Source organism: Thioalkalivibrio sp. ALE10 (assembly GCF_000381385.1).
Lineage (GTDB): Bacteria > Pseudomonadota > Gammaproteobacteria > Ectothiorhodospirales > Ectothiorhodospiraceae > Thioalkalivibrio.
The window spans coordinates 645,608-666,733 of the sequence record NZ_KB906450.1; the positions used below are offsets into that span (position 1 = coordinate 645,608).

23 protein-coding genes and 1 pseudogene are annotated in these 21,126 nt (G+C 70.3%); 11 read left to right on the plus strand and 13 right to left on the minus strand.

What is annotated here, in order from left to right; translation table 11 throughout:
* The first annotated feature begins 118 nt into the window (after positions 1–118).
* The 3 genes from F788_RS0103240 to hda are packed head-to-tail and all read left to right on the plus strand — an operon-like array spanning position 119 to position 3,040.
* Positions 119–1,168, plus strand: a complete 1,050-nt coding sequence (locus F788_RS0103240; protein WP_019589240.1) for a DUF2066 domain-containing protein — start codon at positions 119–121, stop codon at positions 1,166–1,168.
* A 16-nt stretch (positions 1,169–1,184) separates the two neighbouring features.
* Complete coding sequence (locus F788_RS0103245) at positions 1,185–2,300, plus strand: AI-2E family transporter (protein ID WP_019589241.1); 1,116 nt, start codon at positions 1,185–1,187, stop codon at positions 2,298–2,300.
* Entirely contained in the window at positions 2,297–3,040 is a 744-nt protein-coding gene (gene hda, locus F788_RS0103250) for a DnaA regulatory inactivator Hda (RefSeq protein WP_019589242.1), read from the plus strand. The genes F788_RS0103245 and hda overlap by 4 nt, the downstream gene beginning before the upstream one ends.
* On the opposite strand, the gene F788_RS0103255 is transcribed toward hda, so the two are convergent.
* Genes F788_RS0103255 through arsC form a run of 3 tightly spaced genes read right to left on the minus strand, consistent with a single transcriptional unit; the run spans position 3,013 to position 4,375 of the window.
* A complete protein-coding gene (locus F788_RS0103255; RefSeq protein ID WP_018870111.1) occupies positions 3,013–3,393 on the minus strand; it encodes a DUF2069 domain-containing protein in 381 nt (126 codons plus the stop codon). The genes hda and F788_RS0103255 overlap by 28 nt on opposite strands.
* Positions 3,390–4,016 carry an NAD(P)H:quinone oxidoreductase gene (gene wrbA / locus F788_RS0103260; RefSeq protein WP_019589243.1) on the minus strand — a complete coding sequence of 209 codons (627 nt, stop codon included), beginning with the start codon at positions 4,014–4,016 and terminating at the stop codon, positions 3,390–3,392. The genes F788_RS0103255 and wrbA overlap by 4 nt, the downstream gene beginning before the upstream one ends.
* Complete coding sequence (arsC, locus tag F788_RS0103265; protein WP_018870109.1) at positions 4,013–4,375, minus strand: arsenate reductase (glutaredoxin); 363 nt, start codon at positions 4,373–4,375, stop codon at positions 4,013–4,015. Before arsC ends, wrbA begins: the two co-directional genes overlap by 4 nt.
* 26 nt (positions 4,376–4,401) lie before the next feature.
* On the opposite strand from arsC, the gene F788_RS0103270 reads away from it, so the two are divergent.
* From F788_RS0103270 to F788_RS0103285, 4 genes are all read left to right on the plus strand, one after another.
* Positions 4,402–4,692 (plus strand): acylphosphatase, encoded by a 291-nt coding sequence (locus F788_RS0103270; protein WP_018946504.1) that lies wholly within the window; start codon positions 4,402–4,404, stop codon positions 4,690–4,692.
* Positions 4,693–4,764: 72 nt separating this feature from the next.
* On the plus strand, positions 4,765–5,391 hold the full coding sequence (locus tag F788_RS0103275; RefSeq protein WP_018946503.1) for a TetR/AcrR family transcriptional regulator: 627 nt from the start codon (positions 4,765–4,767) through the stop codon (positions 5,389–5,391).
* A gap of 2 nt (positions 5,392–5,393) precedes the next feature.
* Positions 5,394–5,900, plus strand: a complete 507-nt coding sequence (locus tag F788_RS0103280) for a DsrE family protein (RefSeq protein WP_026332690.1) — start codon at positions 5,394–5,396, stop codon at positions 5,898–5,900.
* A gap of 44 nt (positions 5,901–5,944) precedes the next feature.
* A complete protein-coding gene (locus F788_RS0103285) occupies positions 5,945–6,451 on the plus strand; it encodes a DsrE family protein (protein ID WP_019589245.1) in 507 nt (168 codons plus the stop codon).
* A 97-nt stretch (positions 6,452–6,548) separates the two neighbouring features.
* Here the strand turns inward: F788_RS0103285 and F788_RS0103290 are convergent, their stop codons facing one another.
* From F788_RS0103290 to F788_RS0103310, 5 genes are all read right to left on the minus strand, one after another.
* Positions 6,549–7,316: an ABC transporter permease gene (locus tag F788_RS0103290; protein ID WP_018946500.1), complete on the minus strand. Its 768-nt coding sequence runs from the start codon at positions 7,314–7,316 to the stop codon at positions 6,549–6,551.
* On the minus strand, positions 7,313–8,293 hold the full coding sequence (locus F788_RS0103295; RefSeq protein WP_019589246.1) for a daunorubicin resistance protein DrrA family ABC transporter ATP-binding protein: 981 nt from the start codon (positions 8,291–8,293) through the stop codon (positions 7,313–7,315). Before F788_RS0103295 ends, F788_RS0103290 begins: the two co-directional genes overlap by 4 nt.
* 22 nt (positions 8,294–8,315) lie before the next feature.
* Positions 8,316–8,612 carry a DUF3817 domain-containing protein gene (locus tag F788_RS0103300; protein ID WP_019589247.1) on the minus strand — a complete coding sequence of 99 codons (297 nt, stop codon included), beginning with the start codon at positions 8,610–8,612 and terminating at the stop codon, positions 8,316–8,318.
* 86 nt (positions 8,613–8,698) lie between these two features.
* Complete coding sequence (locus F788_RS0103305; RefSeq protein ID WP_019589248.1) at positions 8,699–9,568, minus strand: universal stress protein; 870 nt, start codon at positions 9,566–9,568, stop codon at positions 8,699–8,701.
* Positions 9,561–12,014 carry a Lon protease family protein gene (locus F788_RS0103310; protein WP_019589249.1) on the minus strand — a complete coding sequence of 818 codons (2,454 nt, stop codon included), beginning with the start codon at positions 12,012–12,014 and terminating at the stop codon, positions 9,561–9,563. Before F788_RS0103310 ends, F788_RS0103305 begins: the two co-directional genes overlap by 8 nt.
* Before the next feature lie 161 nt (positions 12,015–12,175).
* Between F788_RS0103310 and F788_RS13320 the strand changes: the two genes are divergently transcribed.
* Both F788_RS13320 and F788_RS0103320 read left to right on the plus strand, forming a co-directional pair.
* Positions 12,176–12,433 carry a type II toxin-antitoxin system RelE/ParE family toxin gene (locus tag F788_RS13320; protein WP_024328514.1) on the plus strand — a complete coding sequence of 86 codons (258 nt, stop codon included), beginning with the start codon at positions 12,176–12,178 and terminating at the stop codon, positions 12,431–12,433.
* The gene (locus F788_RS0103320; protein WP_018946494.1) at positions 12,430–12,822 is read left to right on the plus strand and encodes a helix-turn-helix domain-containing protein; all 393 of its coding nucleotides are present in this window, start codon (positions 12,430–12,432) and stop codon (positions 12,820–12,822) included. The genes F788_RS13320 and F788_RS0103320 overlap by 4 nt, the downstream gene beginning before the upstream one ends.
* Positions 12,823–13,057: 235 nt before the next feature.
* Here F788_RS0103320 and pyk read toward each other — a convergent pair.
* The 4 genes and pseudogenes from pyk to modA all read right to left on the minus strand — a co-directional run.
* Positions 13,058–14,278, minus strand: a pseudogene (gene pyk, locus F788_RS0103325) (pyruvate kinase); the annotation flags it as partial.
* Between the two features lie 165 nt (positions 14,279–14,443).
* On the minus strand, positions 14,444–15,550 hold the full coding sequence (gene modC, locus F788_RS0103330; protein WP_026332691.1) for a molybdenum ABC transporter ATP-binding protein: 1,107 nt from the start codon (positions 15,548–15,550) through the stop codon (positions 14,444–14,446).
* Positions 15,547–16,239 carry a molybdate ABC transporter permease subunit gene (gene modB / locus F788_RS0103335; protein ID WP_019589252.1) on the minus strand — a complete coding sequence of 231 codons (693 nt, stop codon included), beginning with the start codon at positions 16,237–16,239 and terminating at the stop codon, positions 15,547–15,549. Before modB ends, modC begins: the two co-directional genes overlap by 4 nt.
* 6 nt (positions 16,240–16,245) lie before the next feature.
* Complete coding sequence (modA, locus tag F788_RS0103340; protein ID WP_026332692.1) at positions 16,246–17,046, minus strand: molybdate ABC transporter substrate-binding protein; 801 nt, start codon at positions 17,044–17,046, stop codon at positions 16,246–16,248.
* 302 nt (positions 17,047–17,348) lie between these two features.
* Between modA and F788_RS0103345 the strand changes: the two genes are divergently transcribed.
* Complete coding sequence (locus tag F788_RS0103345) at positions 17,349–17,783, plus strand: rhodanese-like domain-containing protein (RefSeq protein ID WP_018870094.1); 435 nt, start codon at positions 17,349–17,351, stop codon at positions 17,781–17,783.
* Positions 17,784–17,935: 152 nt separating this feature from the next.
* On the opposite strand, the gene F788_RS0103350 is transcribed toward F788_RS0103345, so the two are convergent.
* The gene (locus F788_RS0103350) at positions 17,936–18,337 is read right to left on the minus strand and encodes a winged helix-turn-helix domain-containing protein (protein WP_019589254.1); all 402 of its coding nucleotides are present in this window, start codon (positions 18,335–18,337) and stop codon (positions 17,936–17,938) included.
* Positions 18,338–18,540: 203 nt separating this feature from the next.
* Between F788_RS0103350 and hrpB the strand changes: the two genes are divergently transcribed.
* Positions 18,541–21,069, plus strand: coding sequence for an ATP-dependent helicase HrpB (gene hrpB, locus F788_RS0103355; protein WP_019589255.1), 2,529 nt, complete (start codon positions 18,541–18,543; stop codon positions 21,067–21,069).
* Positions 21,070–21,126 lie beyond the last annotated feature (57 nt).

Sequence of the window (21,126 nt, forward strand, 5' to 3'; positions counted from 1 at the left end):
ATTGAACCCGGGCATGTTAGCCGCCCGTGCCGGGGCGTGCAAAGCGCGGGCGGCGCGCCGGCGGCGGGCGCTGTGCTATGTTGAGCGGCGTGTTGCCTGCCTGCTGCCCGTGAGTCCCATGCCTGCCGTGTCGCGTTCCATTTCCGCTGTCGCCCTGTTCCTGTCCCTGTGGCTGATCGCTCTGCTGCCACAGGCCGCGGGGGCGGGGACGCTGGTCGTTCAGAGCGATGCGGAAGAGCGCGAAGCGGCGCTGGCGGAAGGGCTCCACGCGGCGCTGGTGCGGGTGGCGGGGCTGGATTCGGACGCGGTGCGGGCGCTCGCCGACGAGCTGCGCGAGACCCCGGACGATGACGAACTGCCGGCGGCGCTGGAGCGCCAGCAGGCGCGCGACGCGGGCGGCTATCGCCTGGAGTTCGACCGGACTGCCCTGCGCCGGTCGCTGCGCGACGCCGCCGTTCCGATGATCGTCGGCTCGCGTCCGTCCCTGCTGGTGTGGGCGGTGGAGGAGGCCGACGGCCGGCGTGACCTGCTGGGCACCGCGTCCGTCGGGGAGGACTCCGGCGTGCTGGCCGCACTGGAGACCCTGGCCGGCGAGCGGGACATGCCGCTGCTGTTGCCGCTGGGGGATCTGCAGGACCGGCGCGAGGCGCGCATCAGCGACATCGTCGGACGCGTGACCGAACCGCTGTTCGAGGCCGCTCGGCGCTACGGTCCGGACGGCCTGATCCTGCTGCACCTGCGACCGGCGGAAGGCGAGACCCGCGCGCGGGCCCTGCTGGTGCACCGGGACCGCGAATACCGTGCCGAGGCCACCGGCGCGGATGCCCCGGCGGCCGCGCGTCGGGCGACCGCCACGGCGCTGGACCGGATGGGCGCTGACCTGGCGCGGGTGCCGGACGACCCCGAGTGGATCACGGTGGGCTTTACCGGGGTGGCGGGTTTCGACGGTTTTCGCCAGTTGCGTGCCCGGCTGGGCGGCATGGAGGCGATCGAACGCGTGCAGCTGGACTCGCTGGGCGGGGCCGCCCTGACCCTGCGGTTGCGCACCGGTCTGGATGCCGAGGCCCTGGACGAAGTGCTGCAGGACGCGGGTTTCCCCGCGGCCGAGGAGGAGGAACGGGAAGAGGCCGGGCTCCCCGACGCCGCACTGTGGCTGGGTGTGCGTTGATCCGGGGGAGGATCCGATGAGCGCAGAAACCCTGCCCCCCGGTGGCCCGGCCCCGGGGAACGTATCCGCCGCCACCGTGGCCGCGCTGCTGGGGCTGCTGGTCGTGGCCGGCGCGCTGTATCTGCTGGCACCCATTCTCATGCCGTTTCTGGTCGCGCTGCTGGTGGGCTACCTGTTCAATCCGCTGGTGACCCGCCTGGGGGTGCGCCTGAACACCTCGCGCACGGTGGCCACGCTGGTCATCTTCCTGCTGGTGATGCTGCTGCTGGCGGCGGTGGTGCTGATCCTGATTCCGCTGGTTGCCGCCCAGCTGGAGCGGTTGTTCCTGTTCCTGCCGGAGATCATGGCGTGGTTCGACCAGCAGGCACGGCCATGGCTGGAGCGGCATTTCGGCGACGGCATCCCGGCGCTGGATCCGCAGGCGGTGCAGGACATGGTGGCGCGCCACTGGCAGGAGGCGGGCGGCCTGGCCGGCGGCGCGCTGCACTGGATCGGCAGTTCCACCACCGCGCTGGTGATGGGCGTGCTCAACCTGGTGCTGATCCCGGTGGTGAGCTTCTATCTGCTGCGCGACTGGCCGCGCCTGATCGACGGCCTGCACGACCTGCTGCCGCTGGGCTGGCGGCCCGCGGTGGAGACCTTCGCGCGCGAATCCGACGAGGTGCTGGGTGCGTTCCTGCGCGGGCAGCTGCTGGTGATGGTTTCGCTGGGCCTGTTCTATGCGGTGGCCCTGTCGCTGGCGGGCGTGGAGCTGGGGCTGGCCATCGGCGTGATCGCGGGCGTGGTGAGTTTCATCCCGTACGTGGGCGTGATCGTGGGCATCAGCCTGGCCAGTGCCGCGGTGCTGTTTGCCGGGGATGGCTGGGTCCTGCTGCTGGTGGTGTGGGCGATCTTCGCGGTGGCGCAGGTCCTCGAATCGGTCTGGCTGACGCCGTGGCTGGTGGGGGACCGCACCGGGCTGCACCCGGTGGCAGTGATCTTCGCCGTGCTGGCCGGAGGGCAGCTGTTCGGGTTCGTGGGGGTGCTGCTGGCCCTGCCGGTAGCGGCGGTGCTGGCCGTTGCGGTGCGCCACGCGCTGGCGCATTATCGCGCGCTCAATCAGCCCGCCCCCGGAGGGGATGCCGACCCGTGACCCGAGATCCCGCCAGCGCCGACACCGACGTGGCCCAGCTCCCGCTGGACCTGCGGCTGCGCGATGCATCGCGCTTTGCGGAATACCACGCCGAGGCCAACCGGGTCGCGCGCGACACCGTGGAGAGCCTGGGGCGCAACGCCGGGCTGAGTCAGCCGCAGGTCTATCTGCACGGGCCGGGCGCGACCGGCAAGACCCATCTGCTGCAGGCCGCCTGCCACGTGGCGCACGAGCGCGGCGACCGGGCCGCCTACCTGCCGCTGGCCGAACTGGCCACGGCGCCGCCCGCGGCGGTGCTGGACGGGCTGGAGCGTTCAGGGCTGGTGGCGCTGGATGACCTCGCGGCGGTGGTCGGCTCGCCGGCCTGGGACGAGGCGCTGTTCGGCCTGCTCAACCGTCTGCGCGATGCCGGTTGTCGGGTGTTGCTGGCGGCGCCGGAACCGCCGGACGGCATGGGCGCCACCCTGCCGGATCTGAGCTCCCGTCTGGGCTGGGGGCCGGTATTCCGCCTGGAGCCCCCGGAGGAAGAGGACCTCCGGCGCATCCTGGTGGACCGCGCCCGGCGGCGCGGCCTGGAGATGCCGGATGCGGTCGCCAACTACGTACTGCGCCACCAGCGGCGGGACGTGGCCGCGCTGCTGGTCCTGCTGGAACGCCTCGATCTGGCGGCGCTGGCCGAACAGCGCCGCCTGACCATCCCCTTCGTGCGCGATCAGCTGGCGCGTTCGGCCGCCGACTGAGCCGCGCGGGCGCGGCGCGCGTCAAGCTTCACGAACAGCAGGCAGCCGGCGAACCAGGCCAGGCTGAAGCCCGTGACCAGCGCACCGTAGAGACGGTCGCTGGCGACCGATGCCAGTGTGATCCCGAGGGTGATGTAGGCCAGCGCCAGCAGGCTGGCCCAGGCATGGGTGTAGCGGCGCGCATGCAGGATCCCGCGCAGCGGGAACAGCAGCGGCACCAGCAGGATGGCCAGCGCGAGGGCGCGCGGCAGGGCCTCCGGCGGCTGCAGCCAGCCGGTGAACGCCAGCAGGGTGGCGAACAGGCCGAACCACCCGATCAGGGTCATCCAGCGGAACAGGGCCACGAGGTTCATGCCTTGCCGCCTCCCTGGCCCTCTGCGGCCTGCAGCCGCTGCGCCAGCCGTCCCACGCGTTCGCCCAGCGCGCCGGCGATGCGCTGTTCCTCGCGCGAGACCGGCGCCTCGCCGCGTTCTCCGGCCACGTGGCTGGCGCCGTAGGGCGTGCCGCCGGTGGTGGTCGCGGAGAGCTCCGGCACGGTGTACGGCACGCCGGCCCACAGCATGCCCTGATGGATCAGCGGCAGGGCCATGGTCAGCAGGGTGGTCTCCTGGCCGCCATGCTGGCTGGCGGTGCTGGTGAACACCCCGAACGGGCGATCCACCAGGCCGCCGCTGGCCCACAGCCCGCTGGTGCCATCGAGGAAATGCTTCAGCGGCGCGGCCATGTTGCCGAAGCGGGTCGGCGAGCCCAGCACCAGCCCGGCGCATTCTTCCAGATCGCGGGTCTCGGCCCACGGCGGGCCACTGTCGGGCACCGCCGGGGTGTCGCCCGGGGTGCCGGTGGTCACCGGCGGGACCGTGCGCACCCGGGCGGTGGCCCCGGACTGCTCCACGCCGGTGGCCACGTGGCGAGCCAGTTCGGCAGTGGCCCCGTAGCGGCTGTAGTACAGCACCAGGACTTCCACGGCGGCGCTCATGGGAGGATCTCCAGGATCTGTTCGGGCGGCCGGCCGATGCGTGCGGCGTCACCGTGGACCAGGATCGGGCGCTCGATCAGTTTCGGGTGTTCGACCATGGTCCGGATCAGCGCCTCGTCGTCCAGCTCGGCGTCCTTCAGGCCCAGTTCGCGGTATTCGGCCTCGCCGGTGCGCAGGACATCCCGCGGGCCCAGGCCCAGGCGGGCGAGGATTGCACGCAGGGTGTCGGCATCCGGCGGGGTCTTCAGGTATTCGACGATCTCCGGCTCGATGTCGCGTTCACGCAGCAGGGCCAGCGCGGCGCGGGACTTGCTGCAGCGCGGGTTGTGGTACAGCGTAGGGCGTGGCGATTCGGACATGCACGGACTCCGGAGGTGAAGGATTCATGACTGAGGCCAATGATAACCGGGCCCGCCGCTGGCGTGTCAGCGGCCGGGTGCAGGGCGTGTTCTTCCGCGCCTCCACGCAGAAACAGGCGCGCCCGCTGGGCCTGACCGGCCATGCCCGCAATCTCCCCGACGGCAGCGTGGAGGTGCTGGCGGTGGGCTCGCCCGAGGCCCTCGACCGGCTCGGGACGTGGCTGCAGGAGGGCCCGCGCCAGGCCCGGGTGGACGATCTGCAGGTCGAGGACGTTCCGATCCCGCAGCCGCCGCCGGAGCGGTTCACCACCGGCTGAGCCGGGTCGGGTCTTTCCCCCGACGCATTGCGGGTGTAGATTAGAACGAACGTTCGTTTTAGTGAGGCGTCGATGACTGCCAGTCCCGGAAAGGTCGTACGCGGGGAGACCCTGCGCAAGCTGGTGCTGGACACCGCGCTCGAGCGCTTCAGCACCGACGGCTATTTCAATACCTCCATCCACGACATCCGCCGCCAGGCCGGGGTGTCCATCGGTTCGATCTATCATCACTTCGGCAACAAGGAGGCCCTGGCCAAGGCGCTGTACGACGACCTGCTGCAGCGCATGGATGCCGGGCTGCAGCAGGTGATGGAGGAGAGTCAGGACTGCCGCACGCGCTGCGACGGGATCATCGCCTTTCTGTTCGAGACCACCGCACAGGCCCCGCAGACCATGCGCTTCGTGCTGGAGTCCCGCCACCGGGAGTTCCTGCCGGATGAACCGCCGGTGTGTTCGTCGCAGCCGTTCCAGCGCATGCGCGAATGCATCGAGCAGGGCATGGCGGCCGGCGAGCTGCGGCCGATGGAGGTGCCGGTGGCGGCCACCGTGGCCTTCGGTGGAGCCATCCGCCTGCTGCACCTGTACCTCGACGGCGTGCTGGACCGTCCCCTGTCCGACTTTTTGCCCGACATGCAGGAGGCGGCATGGCGGGCGATTGCGATGGATCCGCCTCGCAACACCACCCGGGAGAACGCATGATGATGAAAAGAATGGCCGTACTGCCGTTGCTGCTGGCGCTGGCCGCATGGCCAATGCTGGCGGTGTCCGCCGCCGAAGCCGGCGCCGAACCCACCGACGCGAAGGCGCTGGAGGGCGTCGAGACCGGGCGCGTGGTGTTCGATCTCAACAACAGCGACCCCGAGGGGCTGGCGCTGTACCTGATGGTGATCCGCGAGACCCACGAGGACTTCACCGACCAGGGCGTGGAGCCGGACATGATCCTCGCCTTCCGCGGGCTGGCGGTGACCATGGTCAGCGAGGACCGCGAGCGGTTCGAACTGACGCAGTTCGAGCATCTGGACGCGATCGAGGAGCACATCGCCGCGCTGCGGGAGAAGGGCGTGCGGATGGAGGCCTGTTCGGTGGCCACGCGCCTGTTTGGCGTGGAGAACCACAACCTTCTGCCGGGTATTGATCCCGTACGCAATACCTTCGTGTCGCTGACCGGGTATCAGGCGCAGGGCTATGCGGTGATCCCGATCTACTGAGCCCGAGTGGAGCAACCGGAAAACCACCAGGAGGAGGAAACTACATGAGAAAAACGATACTGAGCATCTTTTTCGCCTGCGTCCTGCCGCTCGGTCTGGCCGTGCCGGCGGTCGCCGACGACGAGGGCCTGGACAACCGTGAGGCCACGCAGGGGATCGAGACCATGCGGGCGGTCTACGACATGCGCAAGTCCGATCCGGACGTGATGCTGGCGTACCTGCGCGGCATCGCCACCAACCACGAGAACCTGCTCAAGGAGGGCGTGGAGCCCGACCTGCGGATGGTGTTTATCGCCGAGGCGGTCAAGTTCATCACCACCGATCCGGAGCCGGAGGTCGACATCGACCACGCGGAGACCCTGGAGGAGATCGCGAAGGCGGTGGACCGGCTGGATGAGCTGGGCGTGCAGATGGAAGTCTGCGCCGCGGCCACGCGCGCCTATGGCGTGGACAACGACACGATCCTGGAGCCGATCAACGTCGTGCGCAGCGGATTCATCGCGGTGATGGGCTATCAGAACCAGGGCTACGCGCTGGTGCCCGTCTACTGAATCCGCACACCCCATCACACGGGGCCTTTGGGCCGTTGCATCCGTGCAGCGGCCTTTTTTCTGTCCGGCCACCCGCGGGCGTAGCGCCCGCCAGGGCTCAGCCGCGCGCCAGCCGGCGGTTGAGCACCCACACCGACAACGGCGCGAACACCGCCGCGATCCCCGCTGCCCAGGCCAGCGATGCCAGCGCCGGGGCCGCGACCGCTCCATCGTCGTTCATCAGCCCGCGCGCGGCGTCGGTCAGGAGCGACACCGGGTTGGCCTGCACGAAGCCCTGCAGCCACTCGGGCATGGTCTCCACCGGGACAAACGCCGAGCTGACGAACGTGACCGGGAACAGCGCGGTGAAGCCGAACAGCTGTACGTGTTCCGGGTCGCGCGCGAGCACGCCGACCAGCACCATCACCCAGGAGAAGGCCACCGCGAAGGTCAGCACCAGCAGCACCATGACCAGCAGATGGCCGAAGGAGGTGGCCAGGCGGAAGCCCAGCAGGTAGCCCACGATCAGCAGCAGGGCGATGCACAGCACCTGCTTCACTACGTCCGCGAGGATGCGGCCGGCCAGCGGCGCCCAGCGCGGGATGGGCAGGGCGCGGAAGCGGTCGAACACCCCGCGGGTCAGGTCGGTGTTGAGGCCGTGGCCGACATACACCGTGACGAACAGCATGTTCATCACGATCACGCCCGGCAGCACGAAGGCGAGGTAGTCATCCGGCGAGCCGGCGATGGCCCCGCCGAACACGAACAGGAACAGCACCAGGAACAGGATCGGCTGGATGGAGTAGTCCCCCAGCTCCCACGGATTGCGGCGCACCTGCACCAGGCTGCGCCAGGCCAGCGCGAGGGTCTGGTCGAGGGCGTTCATGCGGCATCCTCCCCGCTGTGCCTGGCGGAATCGGCCAGCGCGTCGGCGCTGCCGGTCTGCCCGGTGAGTGTAAGGAACACGTCGTCCAGGCTGGCGCTGCGCAGGCCCAGCTCCGCGACCTCGATCCCGGCGGCATCCAGCTCGCGCAGCACCGCCGGCAGCAGCGAGGACTCGGTCACCGGTGCGCTGAGGGTCTCGCCTTCCACATGCGGTTCGCTGCCGGTGAGCGTGGCCACCTGGCGGGCGGCCGCATCCGCCTGGTCCGCCCGCGCCAGGCGCAGGAACAGCGTGCGCGTGCCGACCCGGGCCTTCAGCTCCGCGGCCGTGCCCTCGGCGATCACGCGGCCCTGATCCAGCACCACGATGGAATCGGCCAGCGCATCGGCCTCCTCGAGGTACTGGGTGGTCAGCAGCACCGTGGTGCCGGCGTCCTGCAGCCGGCGCACCCGCGCCCACAGGTCGCGGCGGGCACGCGGGTCCAGTCCGGTGGAAGGTTCGTCGAGGAACAGGATGCGCGGGCGGCCGACCAGGCTGGCCGCCAGATCCAGCCGCCGGCGCATGCCGCCGGAATAGGTCTGCACCGGGCGGTGCCCGGCGTCCCGCAGGGAGAAGTCGGCCAGCAGCTCGTCGGCGCGGGCCCGGGCCGCGGCGCGTTTCATGCCCAGCAGGCGGGCGATCAGGATCAGGTTCTCGCGCCCGGTCAGCTTCTCGTCCACCGAGGCGTACTGGCCGGTCAGGCCGATGATCTCGCGCACCCGCGCCGCCTCGTCGACGACATCGAGGCCGCCGACCCGCGCGCGACCGGCGTTGGGCGAGAGCAGGGTCGCCAGCATGCGCACCGTGGTGGTCTTGCCGGCGCCGTTCGGGCCCAGCAGTCCCAGTACATGGCCGGCGGGGACCTGCAGGCTGACCTCGTCCACCGCGCGGGTGCCGGCGAAATCCCGGACCAGGCCTTCCACCTCGATGGTGTTGTCCACGCTTGCCTCCGTTTGCGGACGGTCAGGCGTGCTGCAGCTCGCGCGTCAGCTCGCGCCGGATCATCCAGTCCACGTACACGAACCCGAAGGGCACCACGCCCATGATCAGTACCAGCAGCCACTTCAGAACCGACCAGCCGCGCATGTGGCTGGCCACCACGGTGGCGGCCGCATAGATCAGGAACAGGATGCCATGGATCCAGCCGACCCAGGTGACCGCCATGTGCATGTCCGCGTAGGTGCGCAGTGGCATGGCGACAAACAGCAGCGTGATCAGGGAGATGCCCTCGATCACGCTGATCGCACGAAAGTATTTCATGGCCTTCCGGTATCGCTGGTGAAACGGTCGCGAAGGTTAGCACGCGGGCGCGCCGTCGGCGGCATTCCCGGTGCCTGACGCAGCCCCTACGGCGTGATGGTGACCGGGGCCTCGAGGGCGCCAAGCAGGGCGTCGCCCTGCGGGCCGACCAGCAGCGGGCTGCGGCGGCCGAGCACCACTTCGGCCGCCGGCTGACGTTCCAGTGCGCGGAGCAGCTCGCGGGGAGCGCTCGAGCGCAGCGACTGAACCCGCACCGGAGGGTCGTCGGTCGCCGCCCATTCGCTCAGGGCCCGGTCCCGCTCGCGTGCGGCGTCGGGGTCGTCCAGCGGGACGAGCAACACGGTCAGGGGGCGTCGTTGATGGCGGGCCCGGGCGCGGGCGAAGACGAGCGCATCGTGCGCGGTCTCCGGGGCATCGACCACCACCAGGACCGGGCTGTCGGGGCGTGTCGGCCGGGTTCCGGTGAGGTGGACCCGTCCCGGGGCTTCATGGACCAGGCTGCGGGCGGTGGAGCCCAGGCGGCTGCCGGTCGCGGCCGACCATCCGATCTTGCCCAGCACGAGGAAATCACCCGGGGTGGTCAGCGCAAGCACCTCGCGGCGCACCGATCCGCGGCGGACCTCGAGCGAGCAGTGGATCCTTGCACGCGCGGCGGCCTGTTCGGCCGCACGGCGGAGGTGGGCGGCGCGGCGCCGCAGGCGGGTTTCCAGCGGCCCGGTTTCCAGCGGCCGCGGCTGCCCGGAGAGCGAACCGATCTCGCGGGTGAAGGGGTAGGCGGCGCTGCGCAGCAGATCGGCCTCCTCGACGAAGATCGCCTGCAGCTCGCCCTGCAGCGTGGCGGCCAGGGTCGCCGCGGCCTCGAGCGCGGCCTGGCTGGCGCGCGAGGCGTCGAGCAGGACCAGGATGCGCCCGGCCTCCGCCGACGGGAGCGGCTGGGTGCCCGCGGGGTCAGTCATTGTCCTCGTCCCGAGGAACGGGGCCGGCGTCCTCGGCGCCCGCATCGTCGTGCCGGCGATGCCGCGCAAGGCGGGCGAAGGTCGCCAGCCGGTCGGCGACCGCGCGGTTGAAGCTCTCCGCCGGGAACTCGCCATCGGCGTCCGCTTCCCCCGGGGGCATGTCGGCGAGCAGGGCAACGGCGTCGTCCACCGAGCGCAGCGGGTACACGCGGAAGCGGCCGGCGGCCACGGCTTCGCGCACGTCGCGGCGCAGCATCAGGTGCTCCACGTTGCTGGCCGGGATGAGCACGCCGTGGCCGTTCATCTCGCCCGCTTCCCGACAGACATCGAAGAACCCCTCGATCTTTTCGTTGACCCCGCCGACGGCCTGGACCTCGCCGTGCTGGTTGACCGAGCCGGTCACCGCCAGCGCCTGCTTCAGCGGGACCCGCGCGATGGCCGACAGCAGGGCACAGATCTCGGCGACCGAGGCGGAATCGCCCTCGATCCCGCCGTAGGACTGTTCGAAGGCGAGACTGGCCGACAGCGACAGCTCCGCATCCCCGGTGTAACGGCTGGCGAGAAAGCGTGAAAGGATCATCACGCTCTTGCTGTGGATCGGTCCCGCCAGTCTGGCCTCGCGCTCGATGTCGATGACCTGGCCCTTGCCCGGTCGTGCGGTCGCGGTGATGCGCAGCGGGCGTCCGAACAGGTGGCTGCCCAGCTGCATCACGGACAGGCCATTGACCTGGGCCGTCTGTCTGCCTTCCGTGGCGATCATCACCGTGCCGCGGCGGATCTGCTCCAGGCTGCGCCGCTGTACGCGTGCCGAGCGCTCGATGCGTTCCTCGATCGCGCGTTCGATGTGGGCGGCGCCGATGGTTTCGGCCTCCGCCTGACGCGCCCAGTGGTCGGCCTCCATCAGCAGGTCGCGCAGGGTGCGGTCATGGGCGGTGAGCTTGGTCTGGTCCCCGGCCAGACGGCTGGCGTGTTCGATGGTGCGGGCCACGGCACCGCGGTCCAGCGGGCGCAGTTCGTCGCGCCGCGCCATGCTGGCGAGCATGCGCGCGTACAGGGCGTAACCGGCCTCGCCGCGCTCGAGATCGTCCTCGAAGTCGGCCTCGACCTTGAACAGCTCGGCGAAGTCCGGGTCGTAATGCGACAGCAGGTAATACAGCAGACGGTCGCCCACCAGCACCACCTTGGGCGATACCGGGACCGGTTCGGGTTCCAGGCTGACCGTGCTGACCAGGCCGTAGAGCCGCTCCAGCGACTCGATGCGGATCTCGCCGGAGAACAGCACGCGCTTCAGGCTGTCCCACGCCATCGGCTGCATCAGCACCCGCCGGGCGTCGAGGATCAGATAGCCGCCGCTGGCGTGGTGCAGCGCACCGGCGCGGATCAGCGAGAAGTCGGTGTACAGCGCGCCGTTGTGCACGTGGTGTTCAATCTGGCTGGTCAGATGCTGGTGATTGGGCAGGTCCTCGTAGATCACCGGCGCCCCTTCGGTTTCCGCATGGTCCACCAGCAGATTGGCGCGGAAACGGGCCAGCAGCGCTTCCGGGGGCGCGTGATCCTGCCCGCTCTGCCCATCCTGCCCGCCGTGTTCGTCGTGGCCGCCGCGGAAGACCTCGGCGTGTTCCACCACGTGCCCGTGGATGGCGTCGAGCTGTTCCGCCACCCGCGGCAGGTGCGCCCACTTCTCCTTCAGTTCGCGGATCGGGCCGCCGAGGGTCAGCTGCACCATCTCCTCGTTCAGCGAGTGGACCTTCTCCCGCAGCTCCTTGCGCAGGCGGGGCACCTGCTGGATGGCCTGCTGCAGCTGTTTCTGCAGTTCCTCGGCCTTCTGCTCGATGCGCTCGCGTTCTTCCTCCGACAGCTTCTCGTATTCCTCCGGGTCCAGGACCTCGCCGTCACGGACGGGTGCGAAGGTGAAGCCGCTGGGGGTGCTGACCAGCTCGATGTCGTGCTTGTTGGCCTCCTCCTGGACCTCGCGGACGCCTTCGTTCTGGCGTTCGGACATCTCCTCCTGCAGTTCCCGCAGCCGCCCCTGGTATTCGTCGCTCTCGAAGGCGGCAGGGATGCTGGTGCGCATCTCCTCGACCAGATTCTCGAGATCATCGCGCAGCTGACGCCCCTCGCCGGCCGGCAGACGGATCGCGTGGGGGCGTTCCGGCCGGTCGAAGTTGAAGACATGGCACCAGTCCGGAGGGACCGCCTCGCTGGCCGCGCGGCGGGCGAGAAAACGCCGCACCAGGTCGTGCCGGTCGCTGCCCTCGGGGCCGAGCACGAACAGGTTGAAACCCGCGCTGCGCATGCCCGCCCCGAATTCCAGCGCACGCAGCAGCCGATCCTGGCCACAGGGGAGTTCCAGTTCTTCCAGCTCTTCGGTGGTGTCGAACTCGAGCTGCTCCGGCGGGCAGCGATGGTAGGTCCGTTCCGCGTCCAGGGGGGTCGGTCGGGTCATGCCAGCTCTCCTTGATCCGTACCCCGGACCATAGCCGGATACCCGCCCTGGCGACAAAGACCTGCGCCCCGGGGCCGGGGTTGCCCTTGGTTCGGATGGATGCCCGGGACGGGGCATTCGTTATGTTGCCTGTTGGTAAACCTTTTTCTACACTCTTCTTCGTGTACCGGTTGAACTACAAGAAGTCGGCACTCAAGTGCCTGGCGCGGATGCCGCGTGGAGAGCGCCAGCGCGTGACCGGGGCGCTGAGCCGGCTGGCACGGGACCCGGACGAACCGGGACTGGATGTCAGACCACTGCAGGGGCGCGAAGGTTACCGTCTGCGCATCGGCCGGTGGAGGGTTCTGTTTCGTCGGCAGGATGACGATCTGGTCATTCTGGTGTTGGACGCAGGCGCACGAGGAGGCATCTACAAATGAGTGAAGCGGTTCAGATCATCGAGCGCGACGGCAAACCCGAATATGCCGTGGTTCCCATCGACACCTATGAGCGCCTGGTGGCGAGCGCCGAAAAGGCCGAGGACATCCGGACTTTCGACCGCGCCATGGTCGAGCTGGAGCGTGGCGAGGACGAGGTTGTGCCGGAGGCGGTTGCGCAGCGGCTTCTGGCCGGGGACGAGCACCCGATGCGCGTCTGGCGTGAACATCGCGGGTTGACGCAGGAGTCGCTGGCGACGGCGGCGGGGGTGGGCAAGTCCTACATCTCCCAACTGGAAGCCGGTAGCAAGTCCGGTTCCGTGGATGCCATGCGTCGCATCGCCGCTATCCTCGAGGTCGACATCGAGGATCTGCTCCCGGTAGAGCCCTGAGGAACGGCGGCCTTTGGCGGCCCCCGGAGCTGACCGAATGCCGATCCGGGGACAACGCGGATACCCTGCTCAGGCGCGCCGACCGGGCGCTGTACTCGGCCAAGAACGACGGACGCGACCGGATCGAGGTGGTTGATCCGGAGACCGAGCCGGGGGCCTTTGCTCCGGACCCCGCTGTCCCGGCCGACACGTCGCGAAACGGGCCCGGTGAGGCCCGCTCAGGCCGGTAGCGGAATCAGCCTTCCCCGCGGAGCGGGCCCAGTTCCAGCAGCTCCAGGCGGTGATTGCCCGAGGGGTGCGGCTCGGAGGGGCCCTGGACGAGCAGGGCCAGACCTTCGTTGATTGCGTTCTCCGCGAGCCACTGGTGCGCAAAGTCGTTCCAGTCGCTGCGGTCCTCGGCCACGGCCTCCGGCCGGACACCGTAGGAAAACTGCAGGCCCTGAGCGGTCTCGGGGTGCGGCGTAAAGGCCGCGATCCAGCAGGGCAGGCCCAGGCCGGCGATGCGTCGGGCGGTGGCGCCGCTGAGCGTGGGCACCAGCGTGACCTGCGGTCGGCTCCGGTGCGCGGTGTGGAATACGCTGCGCGCGATCAGGTCGGCGGCACGCTCCTGCTCGGGCAGGTCGGGTTCGTCCGGGTGGTCGGTGCCCGCGGCGGCGTCGCGTTCCGGTTCGATCGAACGGGCGATGGCTGCCAGCATCGCCACCGACTCCACCGGATAGCGCCCCATCGCGGACTCGCCGGAGAGCATCACGCAGTCGGTGCCGCCGAGGATGGCATTCGCCACGTCGGTGGCCTCGGCGCGCGTGGGCCGGCGCGAGTTCACCATCGACTCCAGCATCTGCGTGGCGGTGATCACCGGGCGGTTGTGCCGGTTGGCACGGCGGGTGATGCGGCGCTGGGCCAGCGCGATGCTCGCGATCGGGATCTCCACCCCCAGATCCCCGCGCGCCACCATGATGCCGTCGGCCGTCTCGAGGATGCTGTCGAGCTGCTCCAGCGCATCGGCGCGCTCGATCTTGGCAATGATGAAGGGGTTGTAGCCCAGATCCTCCGCGGCCTTGCGCACCGCCAGGATGTCCTCGCCGTCGACCACGAAACTCTGGCTGACCGCGTCCACCCCGTGCTGCGCCGCAAACCGCAGCCATGCGTGATCGTCCAGCGTGAAGGCGCGGATGCCCAGATCGATGCCCGGCAGGTTCAGCCCCTTGCGCGAGCGCAGCTCCCCGCCGGTCTGCACGCGGCAGCTGACGTCGGGCCCGGCGACCGACTCCACCTCCAGCTCGATGTAGCCGTCGTTCAAAAACAGCGCATCGCCCGGCTGCACCGCCTCCGGCAACCCGGAGAACGACACGCTGACCCGCGAGGCGTCCCCGATGCACTCCTGCGTGGTCAGCGTGATGCCCTGACCCGGCTCCAGCTCGATCGGCTCCTCGGCCAGCTCGCCAATGCGCATCTTCCGTATCCAGCGCTGCCAGCAGTATTCTCGGACGTCCTGCATGTCGAGGCTGTATGCCTGTCACGCTGCCTGACTCGTAGAAGCGGCGCAGTCCCTTGTGCCGACACGACTTGATCTTTGGCGAGCGCAGCGCATTGCGCGACACGCGATATATCATCGATTTGATCAGTCGAGAAAGGCGACGGCTTTGACGAGGGCGTGGGCGCGGGTGCCGGGTTGGAGGCGCAGGCGTTCGGCGGAGAGGCGGGTGAGTTCGGCCATCAGGGTCTGGCCGTCGTGCTGGCGGCAGACGGCGAGGATGCGCGCGGGACCGTGGTGGCCGGGGGCCTCGTCGAGGGACTCGATGGTGACCGGGACGATGTTGAGGACGGAGACGTCGTCGGGCGCGGAGAGGGCGAGGGCGACGTCGCGGGCATCGATGCGCAGGCGGGCCTGGCTCCCGGCGCCGTTGGTGGTGCCGGGGGTGGATGGTACGTGGTAGCGGGCCTCGGGCGGGCCGAAGGGGTGCAGGCCGTGTTCGTCGGGCGGGCCCAGTTCGCCCTGGAGGACGGAGACGGCGCCTTCGTCGCGGAACAGGGGGGAGTCGGCGCGGGCGAGGGCGTCGCGCAGGGGTTCCAGGCGTTCGAGCTGGCCGTCGTGCATGAAGGCGACGCGGGTGGCGAGGCGTTCGACCTCGTCCGGGGCGTGGGTGACGAGCAGGGTGGGGATGCCGGTCTCCTCGGACAGCCGCGCGAGGAAGGGCATGATCTCGCGCCGGGTCTGGGTGTCCAGGGCGTTCAGGGGTTCGTCGAGCAGCAGCAGGTCGGGGCTGGTGAGCAGGGCGCGGCCGAGGGCGACGCGCTGGCGCTGGCCGCCGGAGAGCGCCTCGGCGCGGCGCCCCAGCAGGTCATCGATGCCGAGCAGGCGGGCGACCTCGTCCAGGTGCAGGCGGCGCAGGGGCTCCGGTGTGCGCTTGTAGCCGTAGAGCAGGTTGCCGCGTACCGACAGGTGCGGGAGCAGGGTGGATTCCTGGAACACCAGGCCGACGCGGCGGCGGTGCAGCGGGACGAAGGTCTTGCCGGATTGCCAGGGGGTGGCGCCGAAGTGCACCTCGGCGCCGGGCGGGTGTTCCAGCCCCGCGATAATGCGCAGCAGTGTGGTCTTGCCGCAGCCGGAGCGGCCGAACAGGGCGGTGACGCCCTGCAGCGGGAAGGCGGTGTCCACGTCCAGGGTGAAGCCTGCGCGCTCCAGCCGCGCCTTGATCCGCAGGGTCTCGGTCATGGGGCCGGTCACGGGCGCACCGTGTCGAAGCGGCGGTTGATCGCGTAGACCACGAACAGCACCGCGAAGGCGAAGATCAGCAGGCCCAGCGACAGGCGGTGGGCGGCCTCGAAGTCCATGGCCTCGGCGTGGTCGTAGATCAGGATGGACAGCACCTGGGTCTCGCCGGGGATCGCGCCGCCCAGCATCAGGATCACGCCGAACTCGCCGAGGGTGTGGGCGAAGGCGAGGGTGGCGGCGACGATGAAGCCGCCGCGGGTCATCGGCAGGATGACGGTGAAGAAACGGTCGATGCGCCCGGCGCCCAGCGAGCCGGCGATCTCCACCGGGCGGCGGCCGAGGTTGGCGAAGGCCTGCTGCAGCGGCTGCACGGCGAACGGCAGGGAGTAGATCACCGAGGCGATCAGGATGCCCTGGAAGGTGAAGGCCAGGTGGTTCAGGCCCCAGTTCTCCAGCGTGCTGCCGACCGGGCCGGCCGGGCCCAGCAGGACCAATAGATAGAAGCCCAGCACGGTGGGCGGCAGCACCAGCGGCAGGGCGACCAGTGCCTGCACCGCGGTGCGCAAGCCACCGGGGGCGCGGCCATTGGCCAGCCACCAGGCGATGGGCGTGGCGATCACCAGCAGGATCAGCGTGGTGTAGATCGCCAGCTTGAGGGTGACCTCGATCGCCATCCAGTCCGTGGAGCTCAGGTCGAACATGGGTGCTTACGGGGCGGCCGTGGTGGCTTCGGCGGAGCGGTTTTCGGCGAGGTCGTCGCCGGGCATCACGAAGCCGTAGCGACGCATGATCTCGCGGGCGGTGTCGGCGTTCATGTAGTCCGCGAAGCGGTGCGCGGTCTCGTTGTGTTCTCCGCGCCGAGTGATGATGAAGCCCTGGGTCAGGGGTTCGTGCAGCGCGTCGTCGATCAGGTAGTGCGGGTGCTCGGCGAGATCGGGAAACTCCGCGAGCGACAGCGCGATGATGCCGATGTCCGCGCCGCCGGCCTGCACCATGCGCGCGGTCTGGGCGATGTTGTCGCCGTTGACGATCCTGGGCTGCAGTTCCTTCCAGACGCCGGCGGCCTTCAGTGCCTCCATCGCCCGCACGCCGTAGGGGGCGTGCGTGGGCGAGGCGATGGCCACGCGGCGGATGTCGTTGCGCGTCAGGTCCTCCAGCGTCAGCTCTGACGCATCCATGCGGTTGCTCCACAGCACGATGCGGCCGATGGCGTAGACCTCCGGCTCGGTGACCGCGTGGCCCTCGGCGCGCAGCTTCTGCGGGTAGGCGATGTCGGCGGAGAAGAAGACGTCGTAGGGGGCGCCGTTCATGATCTGCGTGGTCATGCGGCCGGAGGAGCCGTAGGTCACGCGGATCGCGTCGTCCGGGTGTTCGCGCTCGTATTCCTCGATGATTTCGTCCAGCGCGAAGCGCAGGTCGGAGGCGGCGGCGATGGTCAGCGGGTCGTTAGCGGCCACCAGGCCGGGCAGCAACAGGAGCAGGGTCAGGAGCAGGGTGCGCAGGTGCATCATCGGGCGTCCTTTTCTTCCGGCCGAGTGCCCCGGGGGGAACGCGTTGTCGGTTCGTTCTTTCCCGCACGAGGGTACTCGTGCCTTTTGCACGGGATCGGGCCACGGGTGGAGGATCCGGGTGTCGGGTCGGCGGGGATTTTTGCATTCGCGTTATGTTTAGTGAAACATAACGGGCTCGATGAACCCGGTCAAGCATCGGGCGGTCGGGCCCGGTGGCCGCAGGGGCCGGGGGACCGCCGGCCGGCCGTGCATTCCGGATCCGGGATGCCTCGATTCAGCGCCTTTTTGAAGGAGTGCGCATGAGTAACGAAACGAACGAACCGATGGACGAGCCGCAGCTGGAGATCAGCGTGGATGCGTCGCGCGAGCTGGTGGATATCGGGCTGGCGGTACTGCTGGACATCCGCCAGCCGTTCGAGCTGGAGCTGGAAGGCGCGGTGGATGGTGCGGTATCGGTGCCGCTGTTCCGGCTGAAGCAGCTGCTGGGCAAGCATCTGTCGGAAGAAGAACAGGAGCTGCTGGATGCGGACGAGCCGGACGAGCGGGACTTCCAGCACTTCCTGTCGCTGATCAACCAGCACCATGTGCGCCAGGATCAGATCCTGCTGTGCCTGTGCAACAGCGGGCGGCGCAGCCTGCGGGCGGCGCAGCTGCTGCGCGATCTGGGGTATGTACGCAGCCTGTCGGTGCGCGAGGGGTTTCGCGGGTGGCAGGGGGCCGGGGAGGCGGATTGAGGGTCGCGGGCCGCGGCGGTTTCGTCACGGCCGGGGCCCTTGAGGGCGTCGGGGTGTTCGCGTGCGAGCACGCTCCCACATACCCACATACCCACATACCCACATACCCGCATAGTCCCATAGCCCATAGCCAATATGGTCAGATATGCGGGCTATTCGTTGTCGTCGCGGAGCAGCGGGCGCATGGCGTCGAGCTCGTCGCGGATGGCCTCGGCGGCGCGCTCCTCCATGCGGCGGTAGCGGGCGAGGACGTCCTCGCCCAGCGGCGTGACCCGCGCGCCGCCGCCCCGGGTGCCGCCGCGGGCGGTGTCCACCAGGGGTTCGCGGAAGCTGCGGTTCATGGTCTCCACCAGGTTCCAGGCCCGGCGATAGGACATGCCCATGTCACGCGCCGCACCGGAGATCGAACCCGCGCTCCGGATGGCCTCCAGCAGGCGTGCCTTGCCCGGTCCCAGGGCCGTGACCTCGCCCAGCAGGATTCGCAGGCGGGGTGTCGGGTCATGCCGGTTCTGGCTGTTGGGGGCGCTGTCGGGGTTGTCAGTGTCGCTGCTCATGGCTGGCCATGGTCGAAATCTGCAGGGATGGTGCCGTGAAAGGACGCGGATTGCGAGGCATGCGCCCGGCGGGCGGCGCGGTGCGGCGGTATCTGCGAGACTGAGGACATGGTGAGCAAGCTTTCCAGATCGGCCCCGTTCCGTCTCGGCCGCGTCGTCCGTGGCGTCCGCTGGCGGGTGGCCCGTTCGCGATGAGCGCGACGATGGCCCGCGAAGAAGCGGCGGCGCTGGAGGAGCTGCTGGGCCCGCTGGATGCGGCGCTGTCCTCGCACGGGGCGACGGTGCTGGTAGCCGAGCCCGGTGCGGGCAAGACGACGCGCGTGCCGCTGCATCTGGCCTCCGGGGAGTCGCCCGGGCGTGTCGTGGTGCTGCAGCCGCGGCGCCTGGCCGCGCGCATGGCGGCGACGTTCATGGCCGGGCAGTGCGGCGACGCCGTGGGGAAGACGGTCGGTTATCGCGTGCGCGACGCGCAGCAGGTGTCGGCGCAGACCCGGGTGGAGCTGGTCACCGACGGGATCTTCCTGCGCCGCATCCAGGCCGACCCGCTGCTCGAGGGCGTCGATACCCTGGTCTTCGATGAATTCCACCTGCGTCGGCCGGAGGCGGAGCTGGCGCTGGCCTTCGCGCTGCAGGTGCGCCGGCTGCTGCGCCCGGAGCTGCGCATCGTGGTGATGTCGGCCACGCTGGATGATGACGCGGTGGCGCGCCTGCTGGCCGGGGGCGGGGCAGAGGGCGGGGCCGACCCCGTGCCGGTCCTGCGGGCGCGCGGCCGGCAGTTTCCGGTGGACGTGCGGCATGCGCCGCCGGCGCCGGACGCGTCGCTGGCGGAAGCGGTGGCCGGAGCCGTGCGCGAGGCGCTGGCGGCCGAGAGCGGATCCCTGCTGGTCTTCCTGCCCGGGGAGCGCGAGATCCGCGAGGTGGCTGGGCGGCTGCAGGCGGGCGGGGACGCCGGCCTGGATACGCCGTCCGGGTATGCGCGGGTCGTGCCGCTGTTCGGTCGTCTCTCCGCGGAGGAGCAGGCGCGCGCGGTGCAGCCGGCCCCGGCGGGCGAACGCAAGGTGGTGCTGGCCACCGACATCGCCGAGACCAGCCTGACGATCGAAGGCGTGCGGGTGGTGGTGGATGCGGGGTTGGCCCGCGAGCCGCGCTTCGATGCGGCCACCGGGCTTTCGCGCCTGGTGACGGTGGCGGCCTCGAAGGCCGCGGCCGAACAGCGTGCCGGGCGTGCCGGACGCACCGAACCCGGCGTCGCGATCCGGCTGTGGGCGCGGGCGGAGGAGGTCGCCCGGCCGGATTACGCAACCCCGGGACTGCGCCAGGTGGACCTTCTGCCGCTGGCGCTGGAACTGGCGGGCTGGGGCGAGCCGGTGGCCGGGCTGGACTGGCTGGAACCGCCCCCGGCGCAGGGACTGGCCTCGGCGCAGGCGCTGCTCGCGGAACTGGGCGCGGTGGACGCAGCGGGGCGCATCACCGATCACGGGCGTGCGCTGCTGCGCCTTCCGACCCATCCGCGGCTGGCGCACATGCTGCTGCGTGCGCAGGAACGCGGGTGGTCGCGGCTGGCCTGTGAGCTGGCGGTGCTGGTGGAAGAACCCGGGCTGGTCGGGCCGCAGGCCCCGCTGGATCTGGAGTTGCGGCTGGAACGGGCACGGCGCCCGGGCGGACGTGCCTGGCAGCGATCCCTGAGGCGTCTGGAGCAGGGGCTGGAACGCGTCGCGGGCGCGGCCGAAGCCGGCGAAGCGGCGGCGAACGAGGCGATGGACGAGCCCGCCGCCTTGGGCGTGCTGGCCGCACTGGCCTGGCCGGAGCGCATCGCCCGGCGCCGTGGCGGCGCGGCCGGGCGTTTCGTGATGGGCAACGGCCGCGGCGCGGTGCTGCCGGAGCGCGAACGCCTGGCGCATGCGGAATTCCTGGTGGCGGTGGACTGCAGCGATGCCGAACGCGAGGCCCGCATCCGCTGCGCGGTGGCGCTGGATCCGGCGGTGCTGGAACGCGAGGCGCCGGAGCTGTTCCACCGCGAGACCCGCTGCGACTGGGTGGAGGACGGAGCGCGCCTGGAGAATGCGCGTATCCGCCGGGTCGGCACGCTGGTGATCGAACGGCAGATGATCGCGCTGGCGGATCCCGCCGACACCGTCGCCCCGTGGTGCGCACGGCTGCGCCGCGAGGGGCTGGAGCGGCTGCCGTGGGACGCGGCGGCCAGTCAGCTCCGCGCCCGCATCCACCTGCTGCACGAGGCGATGCCGGAGGCGGGGTTTCCGGATATGAGCGATGCCGCGCTGCTGGCGGACTTCGAGCAGTGGCTGGGGCCGTATCTCGCCGGGATCACGCGGCGGCGCGATCTGGAACGCCTCGATCTGGCGGCGATCCTGCGCGCACGCCTGGACTGGGCCCAGCAGCAACTGGAACGCGAGGCGCCGGCGCGCATCGAGGTGCCGTCCGGTTCCGCCCACCGGGTCGACTACACCTGCGAGCCGCCGGTGCTGGCGGTCAAGCTGCAGGAGCTGTTCGGCCTGACCGATACCCCGACGGTTGCCGGCGGCCGGGTGGCGGTGATGCTGCATCTGCTGTCACCGGCCGGGCGCCCGGTGCAGGTCACCCAGGACCTGAAGAGCTTCTGGGCGAACGGCTACCCGGAGGTGCGCCGCGAGCTGAAGGGGCGCTATCCGAAGCATCCGTGGCCGGAGGATCCGTGGAACGCGCCCGCGACCCGGCATGCAAAGCGGCGGTGATCGCGGGGACCGCCCCCCGGAGTCCGGCTCCGGATCGGGTCCACGATGCGGCGCGCG

Coding starts and splice junctions, on each gene's coding strand:
- F788_RS0103345 (WP_018870094.1), top strand. CDS start 17,349: ATGAGTAACGAAACGAACGAACCGATGGACGAGCCGCAGCTGGAGATC.
- F788_RS0103310 (WP_019589249.1), bottom strand. CDS start 12,014: ATGACCCGACCGACCCCCCTGGACGCGGAACGGACCTACCATCGCTGC.
- F788_RS0103280 (WP_026332690.1), top strand. CDS start 5,394: ATGAAAAGAATGGCCGTACTGCCGTTGCTGCTGGCGCTGGCCGCATGG.
- F788_RS0103305 (WP_019589248.1), bottom strand. CDS start 9,568: ATGACTGACCCCGCGGGCACCCAGCCGCTCCCGTCGGCGGAGGCCGGG.
- F788_RS0103285 (WP_019589245.1), top strand. CDS start 5,945: ATGAGAAAAACGATACTGAGCATCTTTTTCGCCTGCGTCCTGCCGCTC.
- F788_RS0103245 (WP_019589241.1), top strand. CDS start 1,185: ATGAGCGCAGAAACCCTGCCCCCCGGTGGCCCGGCCCCGGGGAACGTA.
- arsC (WP_018870109.1), bottom strand. CDS start 4,375: ATGTCCGAATCGCCACGCCCTACGCTGTACCACAACCCGCGCTGCAGC.
- F788_RS0103290 (WP_018946500.1), bottom strand. CDS start 7,316: ATGAACGCCCTCGACCAGACCCTCGCGCTGGCCTGGCGCAGCCTGGTG.
- hrpB (WP_019589255.1), top strand. CDS start 18,541: ATGGCCCGCGAAGAAGCGGCGGCGCTGGAGGAGCTGCTGGGCCCGCTG.
- F788_RS0103320 (WP_018946494.1), top strand. CDS start 12,430: ATGAGTGAAGCGGTTCAGATCATCGAGCGCGACGGCAAACCCGAATAT.
- F788_RS0103255 (WP_018870111.1), bottom strand. CDS start 3,393: ATGAACCTCGTGGCCCTGTTCCGCTGGATGACCCTGATCGGGTGGTTC.
- modB (WP_019589252.1), bottom strand. CDS start 16,239: ATGTTCGACCTGAGCTCCACGGACTGGATGGCGATCGAGGTCACCCTC.
- F788_RS0103350 (WP_019589254.1), bottom strand. CDS start 18,337: ATGAGCAGCGACACTGACAACCCCGACAGCGCCCCCAACAGCCAGAAC.
- wrbA (WP_019589243.1), bottom strand. CDS start 4,016: ATGAGCGCCGCCGTGGAAGTCCTGGTGCTGTACTACAGCCGCTACGGG.
- F788_RS0103240 (WP_019589240.1), top strand. CDS start 119: ATGCCTGCCGTGTCGCGTTCCATTTCCGCTGTCGCCCTGTTCCTGTCC.
- F788_RS0103275 (WP_018946503.1), top strand. CDS start 4,765: ATGACTGCCAGTCCCGGAAAGGTCGTACGCGGGGAGACCCTGCGCAAG.
- F788_RS0103300 (WP_019589247.1), bottom strand. CDS start 8,612: ATGAAATACTTTCGTGCGATCAGCGTGATCGAGGGCATCTCCCTGATC.
- modA (WP_026332692.1), bottom strand. CDS start 17,046: ATGCACCTGCGCACCCTGCTCCTGACCCTGCTCCTGTTGCTGCCCGGC.
- F788_RS0103270 (WP_018946504.1), top strand. CDS start 4,402: ATGACTGAGGCCAATGATAACCGGGCCCGCCGCTGGCGTGTCAGCGGC.